We start from the raw sequence: 16,924 nt of genomic DNA, 5'->3' as shown, positions 1-16,924 counted from the left end.
ACCTTGGATCTACGCCCCAATTCAAGCCTCTGAGCTGGGCAAACATGGTGTGAAACCGATTGCACGTCACTCGTCGGCGCCTCGGCCTGGGGCCCCGGGGCGGGACCCGCGGGCCCCGCCCCGATGGGCAAAAGCCCAGGTGGCGGTCGGTGTCCTGGACATCACCGGCGCTCACATTGCAAATCGATTACACGCAGGTTACCCGGCGCCTCAGGTGAGTGGCTCGACGGTGAAGACCGACTCCTGGCCCTGCTCGAACGGCCGGACCACCTCGACGTTCTCGTAGGCGGCGCCGCCGGGGATGGGCGCGGCGCTGGCCCAGTACGTGTGCCGGCCGTTGACCCACGCCTCGAGGCCGGGTCCGGGGTTCTCGACGCGCCAGCCCTGCGCGGCCAGGCGGCCCTCGTAGTGCCAGTGCCGGTTGGTGCCGGGCGCGTACTCGGCGGCGGCCGGGTCCGGCTCGTCGGGCTCGGCGGTGACGACGGCGGCGCCGTTCGCGTCGCGGCTCAGCTCGGCCAGGCCGAAGCGGGCGTGCGCGGCGAACCCGTCGCCGAAGCGGACGTCGCCGGTGAGGCCGGCCTCCAGCCCGGGCCACAGCTCGCCCGGGGTCACCGTCCGGTCGCGCAGCCGCAGGCGCCGCAGCCGGGCCCAGTTGCCCATGGTCGCGGTGAGCACGACCCGGGACAGCGGCACGGATCCGGGCGCGGCGAAGGCGGCGAGGGCGACCTCGTGCGGGCGGCGCTCGTCGAAGCGGGCGCGCACGTACACCTCGGCGCCGCTGTCGAAGCGCTCGCACATGACGTGGACGGTCAGCGTGCGCGCACCGTCCGCGCCACCCTCGACGCCGTCCGTCGCGGCCGACGCCGGATCGTTCGCCGCCCACATCCGCTTGCCCGGCTCGCCGTCCAGGGCGCTGCGCTCGAGCTCCGAGAACCCGCGCTGGGCCGAGCCCGCCGGGATCGGCTCGACCGCCACGTAGTTGACCATCCGGCCGTGCGGGTGGCCCAGGTACGGCGCATAGATGCGGATGAGCCCGCGCGGGCCCGGCAGCGGCGCGAGGCCGATCTGCAGGCCCTCGGCGTGACCCCAGCGCGGGTCGCCCGGCGTGGGGCGCACCCAGAGTTGATCGGACATGGCCGGCGACTCCTCTCGGGATGGTGAGCGGGCGTAAGACAACGCCATGCAACCGATTTCGTCAAGGATGGCCCGCGGCGCGCCAGGGCGGCGGAGACCGCGACGGCGACCGCGATCATGCGCGCTCCAGATCGGCCACTGACATAGACATCGATGCTCGTCTGGCGTCTGAAATCGATTCCAGGCGTTCATCGCGGCCCACGGCCGGCTCGTCGGACGCGGGCACCGCCGGCGACGTCTACGTCGGGCTGTCCAACGGCACGTCGTTCGGGGCTGGGCAGAAATGGCGCGACTGGTTCGCGCCGGGCGGCGACGTGGACGGCGACAGCCGGGACGACGTCATCACATTCATGCACGACGCAAACGCCGGCGTGAGACGACGCTCCAGCCCCTGCGCCTTGCCGCGGGGCGCGCACGGCGCCCCGCGGCATCCCCCGTCACGGCTGGAGCATATACCGCTGCGTGGTATATGCTCTCGGTGTGGAGTCGCTGAGTGAGCAGTCGTTCCTGATCCTGGCCGCGCTCGCCGATCAGCCCCGGCACGGCTATGCGCTGGTGACGGAGGTCGCGGCGCTGTCGGGAGACCGGGTCCAGCTGCGGGCGAGCACGCTGTATGCGGCGCTGGAGCGCCTCACCGGGCGCGGCCTCGTCGAGCCGGACCGCGACGAGGTGGAGAACGGGCGCCTGCGCCGCTACTACCGGCTGACCGACGCCGGCGCCGCGGCGGTCGAGGAGGAGTCGGCCCGGATGGCGGCCCAGGCCCGCGCCGCCCGCCGGCGCCTGAGCCGCCGCGCCCCACGCCTGGGCACCGCCGGATGAGTCCCGTCACGGGGAAGGGATCGCTGCATGGATGCGCTTGAGCGCCGGTATCGGGCGCTGATCCGGCTGCTGCCGGCCGATCATCGCGAGGCCCGCGGCGAGGAGCTGCTCGGGCTGCTGCTCGACCTCGACGACGGCCGCGAGTGGCCGAGCCTTCGACAGGGGGCGGGGGTGGCCGGGCTCGCGGTGCGGCTGCGGCTCGGCCAGGGCGCCGCGCTGCTGGCCTCCGGGCTGCTCGTGGCGGCGAGCACCGGCATCGCCGTGACGTGGGCCGGCGGGGCGCGGCGGTGGGTCACCATGGAACCGCCGCCGATCTGGCCGGCGCTGCTGTTCGCGTTCGCGCCCGTCGCCCTGGCCCTCGCCGCCGCGGTCACGTGGAGGCGCGGGAGCGGGCGGCTCACGGCGTGGCTGCTGGCCGCCGAGCCGCCGGCGGCCCTCGCCGCGATGCTGTACGACGCCCGGACCGCCCCGCTGGTGACGCTGCCGGCCGTGCTCATCCTCGCGACGTGGCTGCTGCCCGTCGAGCGGGCCCGGCTCGGCCTGGCGCTGTCGGTGGCGGCCTCGGGGGCGTTGTGGGCGGTGGTCATCGGCAGCGGCCCGCCCAGCGCGCCGTGGCCGCTCGACACCCGCGTCGGCCTGGCGCTCGCGGTGGGCGGCGCCGGCCTCGGCGTGCTCGCCGCGGGCCTCATGGCGCGGCGGGCCGGAGGGCTGGTCCGGGCCGCCGCCTGGCTCGCCGGCACGGCGGCGGGCACGCTGGTGCCGAACCTGGCCTGGTACATGCTCTCCGGCCACCTGCTGTGGCTGCTGCCCGCCACGCTCGTCGCCGCGGTCGCCGCCGGGGCCGCCGGTCAGTCCGCGATCGGGTACTCGGCGCGCAGGTCGACGCGGCTGTAGGAGATGTGCCGGGTCAGCGGGTCGTCGGCCATCGCGGCCGCGGTCACCGGCAGCAGGGCGTGGGTCTCGTTGTACAGGCGGTAGAAGCCCTCGGCGAAGTTCACGCCCGCCGCGCGCCCGGCCTCGCCGTTGGCCGACTCGATGAGCTTGCGGGCGAACAGGCCCGAGTACCCCTGGCTGTCGAAGCAGTCCATCGCGGCGACCTTGCGGCCCACGACCGGCGTGATGTCGACGAAGACGTCGTTGCGCACGCCGAACAGGCTCAGGCCGTCGGTCGGGAACACCGGCAGGGACGTCAGGTAGACCTGCTTCACGTGATACTCCGGGCGGCCGTCGAGGTTTCGCAGGTACGCCCCGGCCCGGCCCAGCGCCGCCAGCACCGTCGTCGTGGCGACCGTGTGGGTGTTGGCGGCCATCACCGGGTTCTGCGGGTAGTCGCAGATCAGCACGTCCGGGCGCTCCGCGGCGAGGTGCTCGGCGACCGCCTCGACGAGCTCGTCGTGCAGGGCGGCGTCGCGGTCGTCGCGGTCCAGGGTGACGACCCGCGAGATGCCGACGATGTCGGCGGCCCGCTGCAGCTCGCCCTTCTTGAACGCGACGATGTCGTCGAGGCCGGCGCCGGCGATCGCCGCGTCCGGCGTGTCCTTGCGCCACTCCTCGGCGTAGCGGTTGGCGTGGATGCGCCCGCCGTGGGTGAGGATCAGCGCGACGACCTCGTCGCCGGCGTCGGCGTGGCGGGCCAGGGTGCCGCCGCAGTTGGTGATGGTGTCCGCGGGGTGCGCGTAGACGGTCATGACCTTCATGCCCACACCCCACGTGAAACAGCATTCCATGTCAATGGCCCGGCGGTGGCATCAGTAGCGTGCGGAGATCTCCCAGCGGTCGAGGACCTCGTCGCCGCGGACGGCGTACAGGTGGCTCCACATGTTGGTGGTGCCGCAGGCGTGGTTCGGGACCAGGCGGACCACGTCTCCCACCGCCAGCCGGTCGTCGCCGTCGTCGTCGAGCAGGAAGCCGTGCTCCTCGTTGGCGTCCGCGAAGGTCACGCCGGGGCGGCGGGCGTTGTCCGGATGGCACACCAGGCCGACCGAGCCGGCGGCCGCGATCGTGTCCGAGCTCATCGCCTTGATGCCCGCGTCGATGATCGGGCGGCCGGGGCGCTGGACCGACACCACGCGGGCGAGGACCGTCAGGGCACAGTCGTCGATCGTGCAGCTGCCGAGGCGGATCTGGTTGGCGTCGTAGTAGACGTACGTGCCGGGGCGGCCCTCCGTCACGCCCGGGGCGAACGGGGCCGAGGTGGCGCCCGGCGTCGAGCCGACCGACACGATGTCGATCGCGTGGCCCGCCGCGCGCAGCTGCGCGGCCAGCGCGGCCAGCAGGTCGCCGGCGGCCCGGCCGGCCGCCTCCAGCGACGGGCGGTCCGGCATCGTGGCCAGGTGGCCCTCGTGGGTGAGCAGGCCGCGCAGGCGCAGGCCCGGCAGGGCGGACAGGGCCGCCGCCGTGGACATCACGCGCTCGGGGTCGACGCCCAGGCGGGCGTGGCCGGTGTTGACCTCCAGCACGAAGGGCACGGTGACGCCGGCCGCCGCGGCGGCGTGCGACAGCGGCCGGGCGGCCTCGAGCGAGTCCAGGGCGACCGTGAGGCCGCCGCCGTCCGAGGCGGCGGCGACGACGAAGGCGACCTTCGCCGGGCCGACCGGGGCGTGGGCCCACAGGAGATCGGCGACGCCGGCCGCGCGCAGCCAGGCGACCTCGGCGGGGGTCGAGCAGGTCATCCCGCCGGCGCCGGCGGTGAGCTGCCGGCGTACGACCTCCAGGCATTTGGAGGTCTTCGCGTGCGGGCGCAGCGCCACCCCGGCCGCGGCGAACGCGCCGGCCATCCGGGCGATGTTGCGCTCCAGCCGGTCGACGTCGACGACCAGGGCGGGCGTGGGCAGCTCGAGCAGCGTCGTCATGCCGCCAGCCCCAGGGCCGCGCGGGGGTCGCCGTCGATGAGCCACTCGACGGTGGCGCGCTCGATGCGCGGCAGGCCGCCCGGGCGCATCTCGGCGAGGGCGCGCAGGCCGGCCACCGCATCGACCGGTGTCCACATCGGAAAGTCCGAACCGAACAGCAGCTTCGGTACGACGCCCCACTCCTGCGCCCGCACCAGCGCCATGAAGCCGTCGAGGGGGCGGGCCCAGCTCGCCGAGACGTCACCGAAGACGTTGCGGTTCTTGCGCAGCACCACGACCGTCTCGCGCTGCCACGGGTGGCCGAGGTGGGCGATGATCTGGCGCAGGCCGGGGTGGCGGCGGGCGACGTCGTCGACCAGCAGCGGGTTGGACAGCTCGAGGCGCCCCTCGGGGCTCGGCGTGGCGCCCATGTGCCACAGCACGATGAGGCCGGCCTCGGCGGCGGCGGTGAAGAACGGGTCGTGGGCCTCGTCGCGCGGGTCGAAGTGGGCCAGGACCGGGTAGAGCTTCACGCCGCGCAGGCCGCGGGCGATGCCGTCGGCGAGCTGGTCCATGACGTCCGGGTCCGAAAGGTCCAGGGCCATGAACCCGATCGTGTCGGTGGCGGTCTGCTCGCAGAAGCGCTGCACGTACTCGTTCGGGGTGATCACACCGGCCCGGGTGGCCCGCATGCCGAAGACGAACGCGAGGTCCACGCCGGCCGCGGCCATCGCCTCGTCGTACTGCTCGGGGGTGCGGTCGGCGTACTCGTGGCCGTAGACGGGCTGCCAGTTGCGGTGCCACTCGCAGCCCCAGTGCTCGGAGAGATGGCAGTGGGTGTGTACGTCGATCATCCGGTGGTTCCTCTCGTGCGGTACAGGACCCGGCCCGCCCGCCGGCCGGTGTGGGCGCCGCGCTCGACGGTCGGCACGCCGCCGACGAGCACGAGGTCGATGCCGGTGGCGAAGCGGTGCGGTGCGGTGAACGTGGCGGGGCCGGCGATGGTGTCCGGGTCGAGGACGACCACGTCGGCGGGGGCGCCCGGGCGCAGCACGCCGCGGTCGGGCAGGCCGGCGAGCCGGGCCGGGGCCGAGGTGCAGCGGCGGATCGCGTCGGGCAGGTCGGTCGCGTAGCGCTCGAGGTACCGCGGAAAACACCCGTAGCTGCGCGGGTGCGGCATGCCGGCGCCGTTGACGCCGCCCGGGTCCAGGGCCAGCCCGTCGGAGGCGACGACGGCGCTCGGGTGGCTCAGCACCGCGCGCAGGTCGTCCTCGCTGCGCCCGCCGGCGGTCATCATGACCCCGGCGCCGAGCTCGGCCAGCAGGTCCAGCGCCGCGCCGGCCCCGCCGAGGTCGGCCAGGGTGCGCCCGACGACGGGGTCGGCGTCGCCGCGGCTGGTCCAGCTGACGGTGATCTCGTCCCAGCCCGTGGGCCGGTCGGTCCACTCGGCGCGGATGCGCTCGCGGACCCCGGCGTCGCGCAGCCGCGGCGCCCACGCGGCCGCGCCGCCCTCCTGCGCCCAGGCCGGCAGCAGCTGCGACAGGGGCGCGTTGCCGTGCAGGTACGGGTAGATGTCCACGCCGACGCCGAGGCCCTCGGCGGTGGCCGCCTCGACGAGGTCGAGAGCCCGGCGCACGGCGCCCCAGTTGCGGCGGCCGACGGCGGCCAGGTGCGAGATCTGGGTGCGGCAGCCGGCGGCCCGGGCGACCCGCAGCGCCTGGGCGACGGAGTCCAGCAGCCCGTCGTCGTAGCTGCGCACGTGCCACGTGAACACCGCGCCGGCGGCGGCGACGACCTCGGCGAGGGCAACCAGCTCCTCCTCGCGGACGTAGGTCAGCGGGGCGTACACCAGGCCGGTGGACAGCCCCAGCGCGCCCGCGTCCAGGGAGTCGGCCAGCAGCCCCCGCATCCGGTCGAGCTCGGCCGCGCTCGCCGGGCGGTCGTCGAACCCGCACACCCCGCCGTGCAGCGCGACGTGGCCGACGAGCGCGGCCACGTTCGGCGACGGGCCGGCGGCGGCGAGCGCGGCGAGGTACCCGCGCACGTCGTCCCAGTCCCAGGTGACGGCCGGGTCGAGGTCGAGGTAGCTCACGGCCTGGCGGATCGCGGCGACGTCGGCGCCGGGCGGCAGCGGGGCGGCGCCGAGGCCGCAGTTGCCGACCACCTCGGTCGTGACGCCCTGGTGCAGCTTGGAGAGCCCGCGCGGGTCGGACAGCAGCGTGAGGTCGGAGTGGGTGTGGATGTCGACGAAGCCGGGGCACACGATGCGCCCGGTCGCGTCGAAGGCCGGGCCGTCGCTCGCCAGGCCGGGCCCGATCGCCGCCACCACGCCGTCGCGGATCAGGACGTCGGCGGCGACGCCGGGCGCGCCGGTGCCGTCGAGCACCGTGCCGCCCTGGAGCAGCAACGTGGAATGTGATTCCATGCTGGCATGATCGAACGTTTCCATCCCGCCTCCTTCGCGCCCGTCGCCGTACCGCTGTCACACGCCACGAAGGCCGGCGACTTCGTCTTCGTCTCCGGCCAGGTGGCCACCGACGCCGAGGGCAACATCCGGCTCGGCGACTTCACCGACGAGGTGAACCTGGTGCTGGACAACGTCGAGGCCGTCCTCGCCGCGGCCGGCGCCCGGGTCGACCAGATCGTCAAGGTCGGCGCGTTCCTGTCCAACGCCACGCTGTTCGCGCCGTTCAACGAGGTCTACGCGCGCCGCTTCGCCGCCGCGCCGCCGGCCCGCACGACCGTGGTCGTCGACTTCGGCCGGGCCGACGTCCGCGTCGAGGTGGAGGCCATCGCGTACGTCGGCGACTGACCGGCTCGTCATGCGCCGCCGCCGGTCTTCCCGGCGGCGCGCAGCGAGCGGTGCACGATGCGCAGCGCCGCGGCGAAGTCGGGGTCGTCGGGCATGGCCTTGGCGACCTCGTCGAGCGCGGCCACGTACTCCTGCTGCCGCCCCGCGGTGAACTCCCCCGCCGGCCCGGACACGCTGACCGCGGCGAGCAGGTCCCCGGCGAGGCGCACGCCGACCGCGACGCAGCGCAGGCCGGTGCTGCGCTCGTTGTCGTCGAGGGCGTACCCGCGCCTGGCGGTGCGCCGCAGGTCCTTGCGCAGGTCGGCGAGCGTGGTGAGGGTGTTCTCGGCGAACGCGGGGAACGGCTCGGGCGGCAGGATCGCCGCCACGCGGTCCTCGGGCAGCTCGGACAGCAGCATCTTGCCCAGGCCGGTGCAGTACGTGTGGTCGCGGGCCCCGAGGGCGGTGGTGAACCGCAGCGGGCGGTCCGGCTCGGCGACGCAGATGTGCAGCACCTGGTCGCCGTCGAGCACGCCGAGGTTGGCCGTCTGGCCGGTGCGCAGGGCGACCGGCCGCAGGTACGCCTCGGCCACCACGGTCAGGTCCAGCGACGCGACGTAGGCACTGGCCAGCCGCTGCACCTTGTGCCCGAGGCGGTACGACGGGCGGTCGTCGACCCGCACGACGTACTCCATCTCCGCGAGCACCGCCAGCAGCCGCACGAGCGTGCTCTTGGGCAGGGCCGTGCTCTCGCTAAAGTCGTTGATGGTCAACGGCTCCGGCTCGGCGGCGAGCATCTCCAGCAGCGCCAGGCCCCTGGCCAGCGCGGCGGCGTGGTAGTTGGCCGACGCGGGGCGGGCCTCGTCGACGGGCACCGGGCGGGTGACACGGGCCATGGCGGACTCCTACTCGGGAAAGTGGCAGGCGCTCGGGTGCCCCGCCCCGATCCGGTCGATCAGGGCCGGCGCTTCCTGCGCACAGACATCCTGGGCCTTCCAGCATCGGGTACGGAAGCGGCAACCCGACGGCGGGTCGGCCGGACTGGGCACGTCGCCGGTGAGCGTGATGCGCTCCCGCGCATCGCGCCCCACCGGCGTCGGGACCGGGATCGCCGACAGCAGCGCCCGGGTGTACGGGTGGTTGGGGCGGGTGAAGATGTCGGCGCGGGTGCCCGTCTCGACGATGGTGCCCAGGTACATCACCGCGACCCGGTGCGAGATGTGGCGCACGACCGACAGGTTGTGGGAGATGAAGAGGTACGCCAGCCCGAGCCGGTCCTGCAGGTCCCGCAGCTGGTTGATGACCTGCGCCTGCACCGAGACGTCGAGCGCGCTGACCGGCTCGTCGAGGACCAGCAGCCGCGGGGACAGCGCGAGCGCCCGGGCGAGGCCGACGCGCTGGCGCTGGCCGCCGGAGAACTCGTGCGCGTAGCGGCGGGCGTGCTCGGGCCGCAGCCCGACCAGCGCCAGCAGCTCGGCGACCCGCGCGGCGCCGCCGTCGCGGTAGCGGCCCTGGACCCGCAGCGGCTCGGCGACGATGTCGTGGACGGTCATGCGCGGCGACAGCGACGCGTACGGGTCCTGGAACATGATCTGGATGTCGCGGCGCTTCTCGCGCATCCGGGACTGCGGCAGCCGGGCCAGGTCGTCGCCCTCGAACAGGATGCGGCCGGCGGTCGGCTCGAGCAGCCGGACGAGCAGCCGGCCGGTCGTCGACTTGCCGCAGCCGGACTCGCCGACCAGCGACAGGGTCTCGCCCGCGGCCAGTTCCAGGTCGACCCCGTCGACGGCGCGCACGGCGCCGACCTGGCGCTGCAGCACCCCGCGGCGGATCGGGAAGTGCTTGCTCAGGCCCTCCACCTTCAGCAGGGGCTCGGTCATGCGCCCTCCGCTTCGCTCCGGCCGCACGACCTCCGAACTGAGCCCATGATGCCCGGCCCCTCCGCTTCGCTCCGGACCGGTCATGCGCCCTCCGCTTCGCTCCGGCCGCACGACCTCCGAACTGAGCCCATGATGCCCGGCCCCTCCGCTTCGCTCCGGACCGGTCATGCCAGCTCCTCGTGGAAGTGACAGGCGCTGCTGCGGCCGTCCCCGATCGGCAGCAGGGCCGGGCGGTCGGTGCGGCAATTGTCCCTCGCGATCGCGCACCTGGGGTGGAACGGGCACCCCGGCGGCGGGTCGGCCATGTTGGGCGGGTTGCCGGGGATGGGGTCGAGACGCTCCGCCTCCGTGTCCATGCGCGGGAGGCTGCCCAGCAGGCCCAGGGTGTACGGATGCCGGGGCCTGGCGAACAGCTCGAGGACGCCGGCCGTCTCCACGACCCGCCCCGCGTACATGACCACCACCCGGTCGGCCAGCTCGGCGACGATGCCGAGGTCGTGGGTGATGAGCACCGTCGCGGCGCCGGTCTCGCGCTGGGCGCGCTGGATGAGCTGCAGCACCTGGGCCTGGATGGTGACGTCCAGGGCGGTGGTGGGCTCGTCGGCGATGATGAGGTCCGGGTCGTTGGCGATCGCCATCGCGATCATCGCGCGCTGGCGCATGCCCCCGGAGAACTCGTGCGGGTACTGCCGCGCGCGGTGCGCCGGGTCCGGCACGCCGACCATCGCGAGCAGCTCGACGGCGCGGGCCCGGGCCGCCCGCCTGTCGCGCTTGGCCTGGTGCAGCTGGACGGCCTCGGCGATCTGGTCGCCGATGCTCAGCACCGGGTTGAGCGCGGTCATCGGGTCCTGGAAGATCATGCCGACCGGCCCGCCGCGGATCGCCCGCAGCTCCCGCCTCGACAGGGAGCGCAGGTCCTGGCCGCGGAAGGCGAGCGTGCCGGCCCGGACGCTGGCCGGTGGTTCGCGGATCAGCCGGAGCACCGACATCGCGGTGACGGTCTTGCCCGACCCGGACTCGCCGACCACGGCCACGATTTCCCCGGCGTGTACCTCCAGATCGACGCCGGCCACCGCCTGCACCACGGTGCCGTCGGTGTGGAACTCGACGCTCAGATCCTTGATCTGCAACAGCGGATGACTCATGACTGCCTCGGATCCACGGCGTCGCGCAGCCCGTCGCCGATGAAGTTGACGGCCAGCACGGTCAGGGCGACCGCGATGCCGGGCGAGAGCCACAGCCACGGCTCGCTGCGGATGACGGTGAGGCTCTGCGCGTCGGTGAGCATGTTGCCCCAGCTGGCCGCGGGCGGCTGCACGCCGAGGCCGAGGAAGGACAGCGTCGCCTCGAGCGCGATCGCCTGCGCGACGGCGAGGGTGGCGGCGACGCTCACCGGCGGCAGCGCGGCCGGGATGATGTGCCGGCGCAGCAGCCACAGCGGCCCGGCCCCGGTCGCCCGGGACGCGAGCACGTACTCCTGCTCCCGCAGCGACAGCGTCACGCCCCGCACGATGCGCCCGCAGACCGGCCACTGGAAGAGCCCGATCGCGATGACCATCGTGACCACGCTCGGCCCGAGGATGCCGGCGACGACCACGATGACGACCAGCGACGGGAACGACATGAACACGTCGGCGAGGCGCATGATCACCCCGTCGGCCCACCCGCCGAGCAGCCCCGCGATGCCGCCGAGGAGCGTCCCGACGATGACGGCGAGCGCGGCCGAGGCGATGCCGACGCCGAGCGAGACCCGCCCGGCGAACAGCAGCCGGGCGAACACGTCGCGCCCGGTCGAGTCGGTCCCGAGCCAGTGCCCGCCGGACGGCGACTGCCGGGCCGCGAGCAGGTCGATCTGGTTGGGATCGTGCCCGGCCAGCGGCCGCGCGAACACCGCCGCGACCACGACGAGCAGCAGGAACACGACGCTGACGACCGCGACCGGGTGTTGCTTGAACCGCCGCAGCGCACCGCGGCGAGGCGTCTCCAGGTTGGTCATCGCAGCCTCACCCGGGGATCGACGAGCGTGTAGAGGACGTCGGCCAGCAGGTTCGACAGCAGCACCAGGATGGCGATGAGCAGCGCGAACCCGACGATGACGGAGTAGTCGTGCTGGTTGACCGAGCTCACGGCGAGCTGCCCCATCCCCGGCCAGGCGAACACCTGCTCGATGACCACCGCCCCGGCCAGCAGCTGCGGCACGCTGGAGGCGATGACGGTGAGCAGCGGGATGAGCGAGTTGCGGAACGCGTGGCGCAGCACGACCCGCCGCGGCGGCGCCCCCTTCGCCTCGGCGGTGCGCACGTAGTCGGCCTGCAGCTCCGTGATCATGGAGCTGCGCACGTACCGCATGTACGGCCCGGAGTTGCCGAACCCGAGGATGAGCGCCGGCAGGACGAGATGGCGCAGCGAGTCGACGAGACCGGGCGCGGCGGGATCGGAGATGCCGGACGACGGCAGCCACTGCAGCTTCAGCGTGAACAGATAGATCATGATCAGCGCGACGAAGAAGATCGGAATCGACACGGACCCGAGGCTGACCACGGTCGCCGAGTAGTCGACGACGGAGTTGCGCCGGCGGGCCGCGAGAATCCCGAGCGGGATGGCGACGAGCAGCGATATCACGAGCGCGACGCCCATGAGCTCGATCGTCGGCCCGATGCGCTCGCCGAGCACCTCGGTGACCGGCCGCCCGTTGAGCAGCGAGTATCCGAGATCGCCGCGGACGGCGGCGCCGAGCCAGTGCCAGTACTGCACGAGCACCGACTGGTCGAGCCCGAGCTCGTGCCGCTTCTGCGCGATGAACTCGGCGCTGCCGGAGTTGAGCTGATCGGCCGGCACCTGCATGGCGATCGGATCCCCGGGCGACTTGTGCACCAGCCCGAAGATCGCCACCGTGATCAGGAAGAACACCAGCACGTTCACCAGCAGCCGGCGGACGAGGTACGCCCCCAAGTGCTCACACCCCTCTCATCCCGCCGCGACCTCCGCTCAGGGCGAGCGGCCGGCCGCCGGCCGCTCGCCCGCAGCGGGATCAGGCGGTGATCGACCAGCTCGCCGGGTCCCAGAAGTTCGCGTCCTGGGAGCCCGGGGCCCGGAAGCCCTGCACCTTCTTGCTGACCGCCCACAGGCCGAACGGGTTGTACAGCCACATCAGGTCGGCCTGGGCGTTCTCCTCCGCCGCGGCCTGGTCGTACAGCGCCTTGCGGGCCGAGTCGTCCGCGGTCTGGTTCGCCCGGGTCATCAGGTCGTCCAGCTTCGCGTCGCAGAAGAAGTCGATGTTGCCGCCGGCCGGGTACTGCTGGGCGCACGCCGTGATCACGTTGATCGTCGACGAGTCGACCGCGTAGTTGCCGCCGCCGTACAGGGTCATGTCGTAGGACTTGTCCTTGTACGTGCCGGCGATCTGGGCGGCCTGGATGTTGACGAGGTTGACCTTCACGCCCACCGCGGCCAGCTCGCTCTGCACGATCGTGGCCGTGGCGTCGCGGTCGCGCTGGCCGTGGACCCACTGCAGGTTCACGGTGCGGTTCGGGTCCCAGCCGGCCTCGGACAGCAGCTGCTTGGCCTTCTCGACGTTCTTCGCGTAGTCGTTCAGGCCGGCGGGCTCGTTCGACTTGGCGAAGTTCGACATCCGCACCTCGGCCTTGCCGAACAGGACGGTCTTGACGATCTGCTCGCGGTCGACGGCGTACAGGAAGGCCTGGCGCACGCGGGCGTCCTGGAAGTACGGCTTCGACTGGTTCAGCGCGATCCGCACGAAACCGGCGCCCGGCTTCTCCTGGGTCGACACGTTCGAGAAGCCGGCGACCGTCTGCTGGTCCGTCGGCGAGTACGACGCGATGTCGATGCCGCCGTTGCCGAGCTGCGCGGTGGCCACGTCCGACGTCATCGGCTTCAGGAAGACGTCCTTGATCTTCGCCGGGGTGCGGTAGTTCGGGTTCGCGGTCACGTGGACGTACTGGTTCGTCTTGTACTCCACGAACGTGTACGGGCCCATCCCCACCGTGGGCTTGCGGAAGAACTCGTCCTTCGCCACCGTCTCGGGTGAGTCCTTGCTCAGCACGTGCTCGGGCAGGATCCACGGGTTGCCGATGAGGGCGAGCAGGCCGAAGTTGGGCTTGGCCGCCTTGATGACGAACGTGTTGTCGTCGGGGGCCGAGAAGCCGCTGATGCTCTGCGCCTTGCCGGCCACGAAGTCCGCGACGCCCTCGACCCCGGTGTAGCTGCCCGCGGTGGCGCTGGTCGTCTTCGGGTTGGCCAGCAGGTTGTACGTGAACAGGACGTCCTTCGACGTGAACGGCTGCCCGTCGCTCCACTTGAGGCCGGAGCGCAGCTTGAACGTGAACGTCGTCGCGTCCGGCGAGACCGTGTAGCTCTCGGCCAGGCGCGGCTGCAGCTTGTAGTCGGGGTCGACGGCGAGCAGGCCCTCGTAGACGAACGACATCACCTGCGAGTCGGCGCCGTTGAGCGGCGCGAGGGGGCTGAAGACGCCGGCGGGCTCCTGGTAGAGGTACACGTTGAGGGAGGACTTGCCGGGCGCGCTCGAGCTGTCGGTCTTGGGGCCGGTGCAGCCGGCGAGCAGCGCGAGCGCCGCGACGCCGGCAACGAGCATCCGTTTCGGCATGGGGACCTCTTTCGAAGCAAAGGCCAAAAGGGGGAAGGCCAACAAGGGGGAACCGCGTGACCGTCAGGCCACCGTGTTGCGCAGGACTCCCAGCGGGCCGAGGTCGACGGTCATCTCGTCGCCCGCCTTGAGGTATTCACCGGTCGCGGCGCCGACCCCGGCGGGGGTGCCGGTGAGGATGACGTCACCGGGCTCCAGGGTCATCAGCCGCGACGCGTGGGCGATCAGCTCGGCCACCGTGAAGATCATGTCCTTGGTCGAGCCGCGCTGCCTGGTGACGCCGTTGACGTCGAGACGCACGGGGATCGCCTGCGGGTCGCCGGCCTCGTCGGCGCTCAGCAGCCACGGGCCGAGCGGGGCGAAGCCGTCGCACCACTTGCCGGCGAGCCAGTCGAAGAACCACACGGCCCGGTCGTCGGTGTCGCGCTCGAAGCCATAGTCCACGGACCGCGCCGAGACGTCGTTCGAGGCCATGTAACCGGCCACATAGGACAGTGCGTCGCCCGCCGTCACGTTGCGGGCGGTGCGGCCGATGACGACGGCGAGCTCGGCCTCCCAGTCGACCTCGTGGCTGACGTCGGGCAGCGGCACGACGGCGCCCGGGCCGACGATGCACGTGGGCGGCTTGAGGAACAGCCGCGGCGACAGGCGTGACTTGTCGAGCGGCTCGCCGCCGGTCTCGGTGACGTGGTCCTGGTAGTTGGCGGCCGCGGCGAGCAGCTTGCCGGGCCGGGTCAGGGGCGCCTGCAGCGTCACCTCGGCCAGCGCGACCCGCGCCACCGCTTCGCCGGCGAGGCCCCGCTGGATCAGGCCGAGCAGGTCGCCGTCGCCGAGCTCCTCGATCAGGTCGCCCTCGACGAGGCGGCCGTGGCGCACGGATCCGTCACGCAGGTAGCTAACGAAGCGCATCGAGCATCACTCCCCGGCCGGAGGTCATGGACTGCCGGGCGGCCTCGACCACCCGCTGCGCCCGGACCGCGTCCAGCGGGCCGAGCTCGGCGCGGCCGGTGCGCACCCCGGCCGCCAGGACGTCGAGCAGCGCATCGACGGTGCCCGGACCGGTCCACGCCGCGGACGAGCCGTCCGCCGTGCGCACCTGGAGGGCGGGGCGGGTGGCGTCGACGACGAGCACGCCGTGGGAGCCGCTGATGCGGTACCGGTGCAGGGCCAGGCCGCCGGGCGGCACGTCGCGCAGCGCCGGTATCCGCCCGCAGACGATGGTGCTGGTGACGCCGTGCTCGTGGTCGAGCAGCAGCGTGTCGAGCGGCCCGCCGGTGGCCTGCACGCGGGTCACGCCGAGCCCGAGCAGGTCGCACACGATGTCGATCGGATAGATCCCGAGGTTCAGCAGCTCGGCCGGCGCCGGATCGCCGCCCGCGACGACGAAGTCGCACTGGACGTTCCACGGCAGCCCGATCCGCCCGGCCCGCACGGCCGCCCGCGCCGAGCGCAGCGCGCCGCCGAGGCGCTGGTGGAGCGCCGGCACGACGACGACGCCGTGCGCCGCGGCGAGCGTTGCCAGATGCTCGCACTCCGAAGCGGTGGCCGCGAGCGGCTTGTCGGCCAGCACGTGCCGGCCGGCCCTGATCTCGCGCTCGATGACCGACGCGCGCTCCTCCAGCGCCACGGCCACGCTGACGACCTCGGCGTCGGCGTCGTCGGTGACGACGAAGGCGGGGTGGCGCGCGAACGCGGGGGCGTACATGTCGCGCTGGTGATCCTGGGTGCCGATGCCGGCGTTGCCCACGAGCCGGACCCGGATCATGCCAGCACCTCCGCGATCCGGACCGCCTCGCCGGTGGCGATCGAGCGCTCCGCGGCCACGCCCATCGCGACCGCGAGGACCGCGTCGTCCACGGGCATGAGCGGCGGCGCGCCGCCGACGGCGTCGAGCCACGCGCGAAGCTGCGCGACGAAGCCGTTGCCGCCGGCCGCGGGCACGAGCCCGGGGCCGCCCTCGGCGAAGAGGACCGCCGACTCGCCGTCCCAGTCCTGGCGCACGGTGCCCGCGGTGCCGGCGACGAACAGCTCCCGCTGGTTGAACGATCCGGGCCGATGGGCGCGGCTCATCTCGCACACGGCCGTGGCGCCGCCCTCGTAGCTCACCACCATCTCCAGGTAGTCGAAGATGCCGAGCTCGGCGGCGGTCTGCCGGCGGCCGCGGGCGCGCACCTCGACCGGGCGCGCGCCGAGCCACCAGGTGGCCAGGTCGAGCAGGTGCACGCCGTTGTGCAGGGCGTGGCCGCCGGACTTCGCCGGGTCCGCCACCCAGGCGCTCCAGTCGGGCCAGATCCAGCCGCCGAGGATGGCCAGGCGCACCAGGAACGGCTCGCCGATCCCGGCGACGGCCGCCTTGACCGCGCGGCCGTAGTCGTAGGCGCGGTGGGTGTGCGCGGCCGCGAGGACCAGGCCGTTTTCCGCGAACGCCGCCTGCAGGGCCCGCGCGTCTGCGACCGTGGTGGCCAGGGGCTTCTCGATGAGCAGGTGCTTGCCGGCGGCGGCGACCGCGGCGCCGATCGCGGCGTGCGTGTGGTTGGGCGTGCACACGATGACCGCGTCGACCTCCGGCCAGGCCAGGGCGGCGGCGAGGTCGCCGGTGTGCGGGATGCCGCCCTGGGAACGGGCGAACGCGGCCGCGCGGCCCGCGTCGGTGTCGACGATGCCGGCGATGTGGGCGCCGGGCGTGGCGGCGACGGCGGCGCTGTGCGCGTCGGCGATGAAGCCGGCGCCAACCAGCAGAATGCCGATCGAGTCGATCGCCACCTGGCCTCCCTCCGCGACGCTGGGTTTGGAACGCCTTTCCATGTCGCATCATCGTGGGTCGGCCAGAGAGCCCTGTCAAGGT

At 73.4% G+C, this 16,924-nt stretch carries 17 protein-coding genes; 3 read left to right on the top strand and 14 right to left on the bottom strand.

Annotated features, from left to right (window positions below; genetic code table 11):
• Nucleotides 1–210 precede the first annotated feature (210 nt).
• Nucleotides 211–1,134: a hypothetical protein gene (locus ACQEVU_RS09745; protein WP_433322272.1), complete on the bottom strand. Its 924-nt coding sequence runs from the start codon at nucleotides 1,132–1,134 to the stop codon at nucleotides 211–213.
• A gap of 480 nt (nucleotides 1,135–1,614) precedes the next feature.
• On the opposite strand from ACQEVU_RS09745, the gene ACQEVU_RS09740 reads away from it, so the two are divergent.
• Nucleotides 1,615–1,953: a PadR family transcriptional regulator gene (locus ACQEVU_RS09740; protein WP_433322271.1), complete on the top strand. Its 339-nt coding sequence runs from the start codon at nucleotides 1,615–1,617 to the stop codon at nucleotides 1,951–1,953.
• Nucleotides 1,954–1,980: 27 nt separating this feature from the next.
• Nucleotides 1,981–2,847: a hypothetical protein gene (locus ACQEVU_RS09735; protein WP_433322270.1), complete on the top strand. Its 867-nt coding sequence runs from the start codon at nucleotides 1,981–1,983 to the stop codon at nucleotides 2,845–2,847.
• Here ACQEVU_RS09735 and ACQEVU_RS09730 read toward each other — a convergent pair.
• The 4 genes from ACQEVU_RS09730 to ACQEVU_RS09715 are packed head-to-tail and all read right to left on the bottom strand — an operon-like array spanning nucleotide 2,802 to nucleotide 7,209.
• The gene (locus ACQEVU_RS09730; protein WP_433322269.1) at nucleotides 2,802–3,650 is read right to left on the bottom strand and encodes a PIG-L deacetylase family protein; all 849 of its coding nucleotides are present in this window, start codon (nucleotides 3,648–3,650) and stop codon (nucleotides 2,802–2,804) included. The genes ACQEVU_RS09735 and ACQEVU_RS09730 overlap by 46 nt on opposite strands.
• 51 nt (nucleotides 3,651–3,701) lie before the next feature.
• Nucleotides 3,702–4,805 (bottom strand): alanine racemase, encoded by a 1,104-nt coding sequence (locus ACQEVU_RS09725; protein WP_433322267.1) that lies wholly within the window; start codon nucleotides 4,803–4,805, stop codon nucleotides 3,702–3,704.
• Complete coding sequence (locus tag ACQEVU_RS09720) at nucleotides 4,802–5,638, bottom strand: amidohydrolase family protein (RefSeq protein ID WP_433322266.1); 837 nt, start codon at nucleotides 5,636–5,638, stop codon at nucleotides 4,802–4,804. Before ACQEVU_RS09720 ends, ACQEVU_RS09725 begins: the two co-directional genes overlap by 4 nt.
• A complete protein-coding gene (locus ACQEVU_RS09715) occupies nucleotides 5,635–7,209 on the bottom strand; it encodes an N-acyl-D-amino-acid deacylase family protein (protein WP_433322265.1) in 1,575 nt (524 codons plus the stop codon). Before ACQEVU_RS09715 ends, ACQEVU_RS09720 begins: the two co-directional genes overlap by 4 nt.
• A 6-nt stretch (nucleotides 7,210–7,215) precedes the next feature.
• Between ACQEVU_RS09715 and ACQEVU_RS09710 the strand changes: the two genes are divergently transcribed.
• Complete coding sequence (locus ACQEVU_RS09710) at nucleotides 7,216–7,596, top strand: RidA family protein (protein WP_433322264.1); 381 nt, start codon at nucleotides 7,216–7,218, stop codon at nucleotides 7,594–7,596.
• Between the two features lie 8 nt (nucleotides 7,597–7,604).
• Here the strand turns inward: ACQEVU_RS09710 and ACQEVU_RS09705 are convergent, their stop codons facing one another.
• The 9 genes from ACQEVU_RS09705 to ACQEVU_RS09665 form a co-directional block, all read right to left on the bottom strand.
• A complete protein-coding gene (locus tag ACQEVU_RS09705; RefSeq protein ID WP_433322263.1) occupies nucleotides 7,605–8,471 on the bottom strand; it encodes an IclR family transcriptional regulator in 867 nt (288 codons plus the stop codon).
• A gap of 9 nt (nucleotides 8,472–8,480) precedes the next feature.
• A complete protein-coding gene (locus ACQEVU_RS09700; RefSeq protein WP_433322262.1) occupies nucleotides 8,481–9,455 on the bottom strand; it encodes an ABC transporter ATP-binding protein in 975 nt (324 codons plus the stop codon).
• Between the two features lie 164 nt (nucleotides 9,456–9,619).
• Nucleotides 9,620–10,600: an ABC transporter ATP-binding protein gene (locus ACQEVU_RS09695; RefSeq protein ID WP_433322260.1), complete on the bottom strand. Its 981-nt coding sequence runs from the start codon at nucleotides 10,598–10,600 to the stop codon at nucleotides 9,620–9,622.
• A complete protein-coding gene (locus ACQEVU_RS09690; RefSeq protein ID WP_433322259.1) occupies nucleotides 10,597–11,451 on the bottom strand; it encodes an ABC transporter permease in 855 nt (284 codons plus the stop codon). The genes ACQEVU_RS09695 and ACQEVU_RS09690 overlap by 4 nt, the downstream gene beginning before the upstream one ends.
• Nucleotides 11,448–12,407: an ABC transporter permease gene (locus ACQEVU_RS09685; RefSeq protein WP_433322258.1), complete on the bottom strand. Its 960-nt coding sequence runs from the start codon at nucleotides 12,405–12,407 to the stop codon at nucleotides 11,448–11,450. Before ACQEVU_RS09685 ends, ACQEVU_RS09690 begins: the two co-directional genes overlap by 4 nt.
• Nucleotides 12,408–12,486: 79 nt before the next feature.
• Nucleotides 12,487–14,079 carry an ABC transporter substrate-binding protein gene (locus ACQEVU_RS09680; protein WP_433322257.1) on the bottom strand — a complete coding sequence of 531 codons (1,593 nt, stop codon included), beginning with the start codon at nucleotides 14,077–14,079 and terminating at the stop codon, nucleotides 12,487–12,489.
• Nucleotides 14,080–14,142: 63 nt separating this feature from the next.
• Nucleotides 14,143–14,988 (bottom strand): fumarylacetoacetate hydrolase family protein, encoded by an 846-nt coding sequence (locus tag ACQEVU_RS09675; RefSeq protein WP_433322256.1) that lies wholly within the window; start codon nucleotides 14,986–14,988, stop codon nucleotides 14,143–14,145.
• Entirely contained in the window at nucleotides 14,975–15,844 is an 870-nt protein-coding gene (locus ACQEVU_RS09670; protein WP_433322255.1) for a Gfo/Idh/MocA family protein, read from the bottom strand. Before ACQEVU_RS09670 ends, ACQEVU_RS09675 begins: the two co-directional genes overlap by 14 nt.
• Nucleotides 15,841–16,842: a Gfo/Idh/MocA family protein gene (locus tag ACQEVU_RS09665; protein ID WP_433322254.1), complete on the bottom strand. Its 1,002-nt coding sequence runs from the start codon at nucleotides 16,840–16,842 to the stop codon at nucleotides 15,841–15,843. Before ACQEVU_RS09665 ends, ACQEVU_RS09670 begins: the two co-directional genes overlap by 4 nt.
• Between the last annotated feature and the right edge of the window lie 82 nt (nucleotides 16,843–16,924).

The organism is Dactylosporangium sp. CA-139066 (assembly GCF_050936175.1).
In the GTDB taxonomy this organism is placed as follows: Bacteria; Actinomycetota; Actinomycetes; order Mycobacteriales; family Micromonosporaceae; genus Dactylosporangium.
This window is presented reverse-complemented; position numbering and strand designations above follow the sequence as displayed.

Excerpts from the sequence above, each read along its gene's own strand:
- ACQEVU_RS09745 (WP_433322272.1), bottom strand. The coding sequence starts at position 1,134 with ATGTCCGATCAACTCTGGGTGCGCCCCACGCCGGGCGACCCGCGCTGG.
- ACQEVU_RS09735 (WP_433322270.1), top strand. The coding sequence starts at position 1,981 with ATGGATGCGCTTGAGCGCCGGTATCGGGCGCTGATCCGGCTGCTGCCG.
- ACQEVU_RS09730 (WP_433322269.1), bottom strand. The coding sequence starts at position 3,650 with ATGAAGGTCATGACCGTCTACGCGCACCCCGCGGACACCATCACCAAC.
- ACQEVU_RS09725 (WP_433322267.1), bottom strand. The coding sequence starts at position 4,805 with ATGACGACGCTGCTCGAGCTGCCCACGCCCGCCCTGGTCGTCGACGTC.
- ACQEVU_RS09720 (WP_433322266.1), bottom strand. The coding sequence starts at position 5,638 with ATGATCGACGTACACACCCACTGCCATCTCTCCGAGCACTGGGGCTGC.
- ACQEVU_RS09715 (WP_433322265.1), bottom strand. The coding sequence starts at position 7,209 with ATGGAATCACATTCCACGTTGCTGCTCCAGGGCGGCACGGTGCTCGAC.
- ACQEVU_RS09710 (WP_433322264.1), top strand. The coding sequence starts at position 7,216 with ATGATCGAACGTTTCCATCCCGCCTCCTTCGCGCCCGTCGCCGTACCG.
- ACQEVU_RS09705 (WP_433322263.1), bottom strand. The coding sequence starts at position 8,471 with ATGGCCCGTGTCACCCGCCCGGTGCCCGTCGACGAGGCCCGCCCCGCG.
- ACQEVU_RS09700 (WP_433322262.1), bottom strand. The coding sequence starts at position 9,455 with ATGACCGAGCCCCTGCTGAAGGTGGAGGGCCTGAGCAAGCACTTCCCG.
- ACQEVU_RS09695 (WP_433322260.1), bottom strand. The coding sequence starts at position 10,600 with ATGAGTCATCCGCTGTTGCAGATCAAGGATCTGAGCGTCGAGTTCCAC.
- ACQEVU_RS09690 (WP_433322259.1), bottom strand. The coding sequence starts at position 11,451 with ATGACCAACCTGGAGACGCCTCGCCGCGGTGCGCTGCGGCGGTTCAAG.
- ACQEVU_RS09680 (WP_433322257.1), bottom strand. The coding sequence starts at position 14,079 with ATGCCGAAACGGATGCTCGTTGCCGGCGTCGCGGCGCTCGCGCTGCTC.
- ACQEVU_RS09675 (WP_433322256.1), bottom strand. The coding sequence starts at position 14,988 with ATGCGCTTCGTTAGCTACCTGCGTGACGGATCCGTGCGCCACGGCCGC.
- ACQEVU_RS09670 (WP_433322255.1), bottom strand. The coding sequence starts at position 15,844 with ATGATCCGGGTCCGGCTCGTGGGCAACGCCGGCATCGGCACCCAGGAT.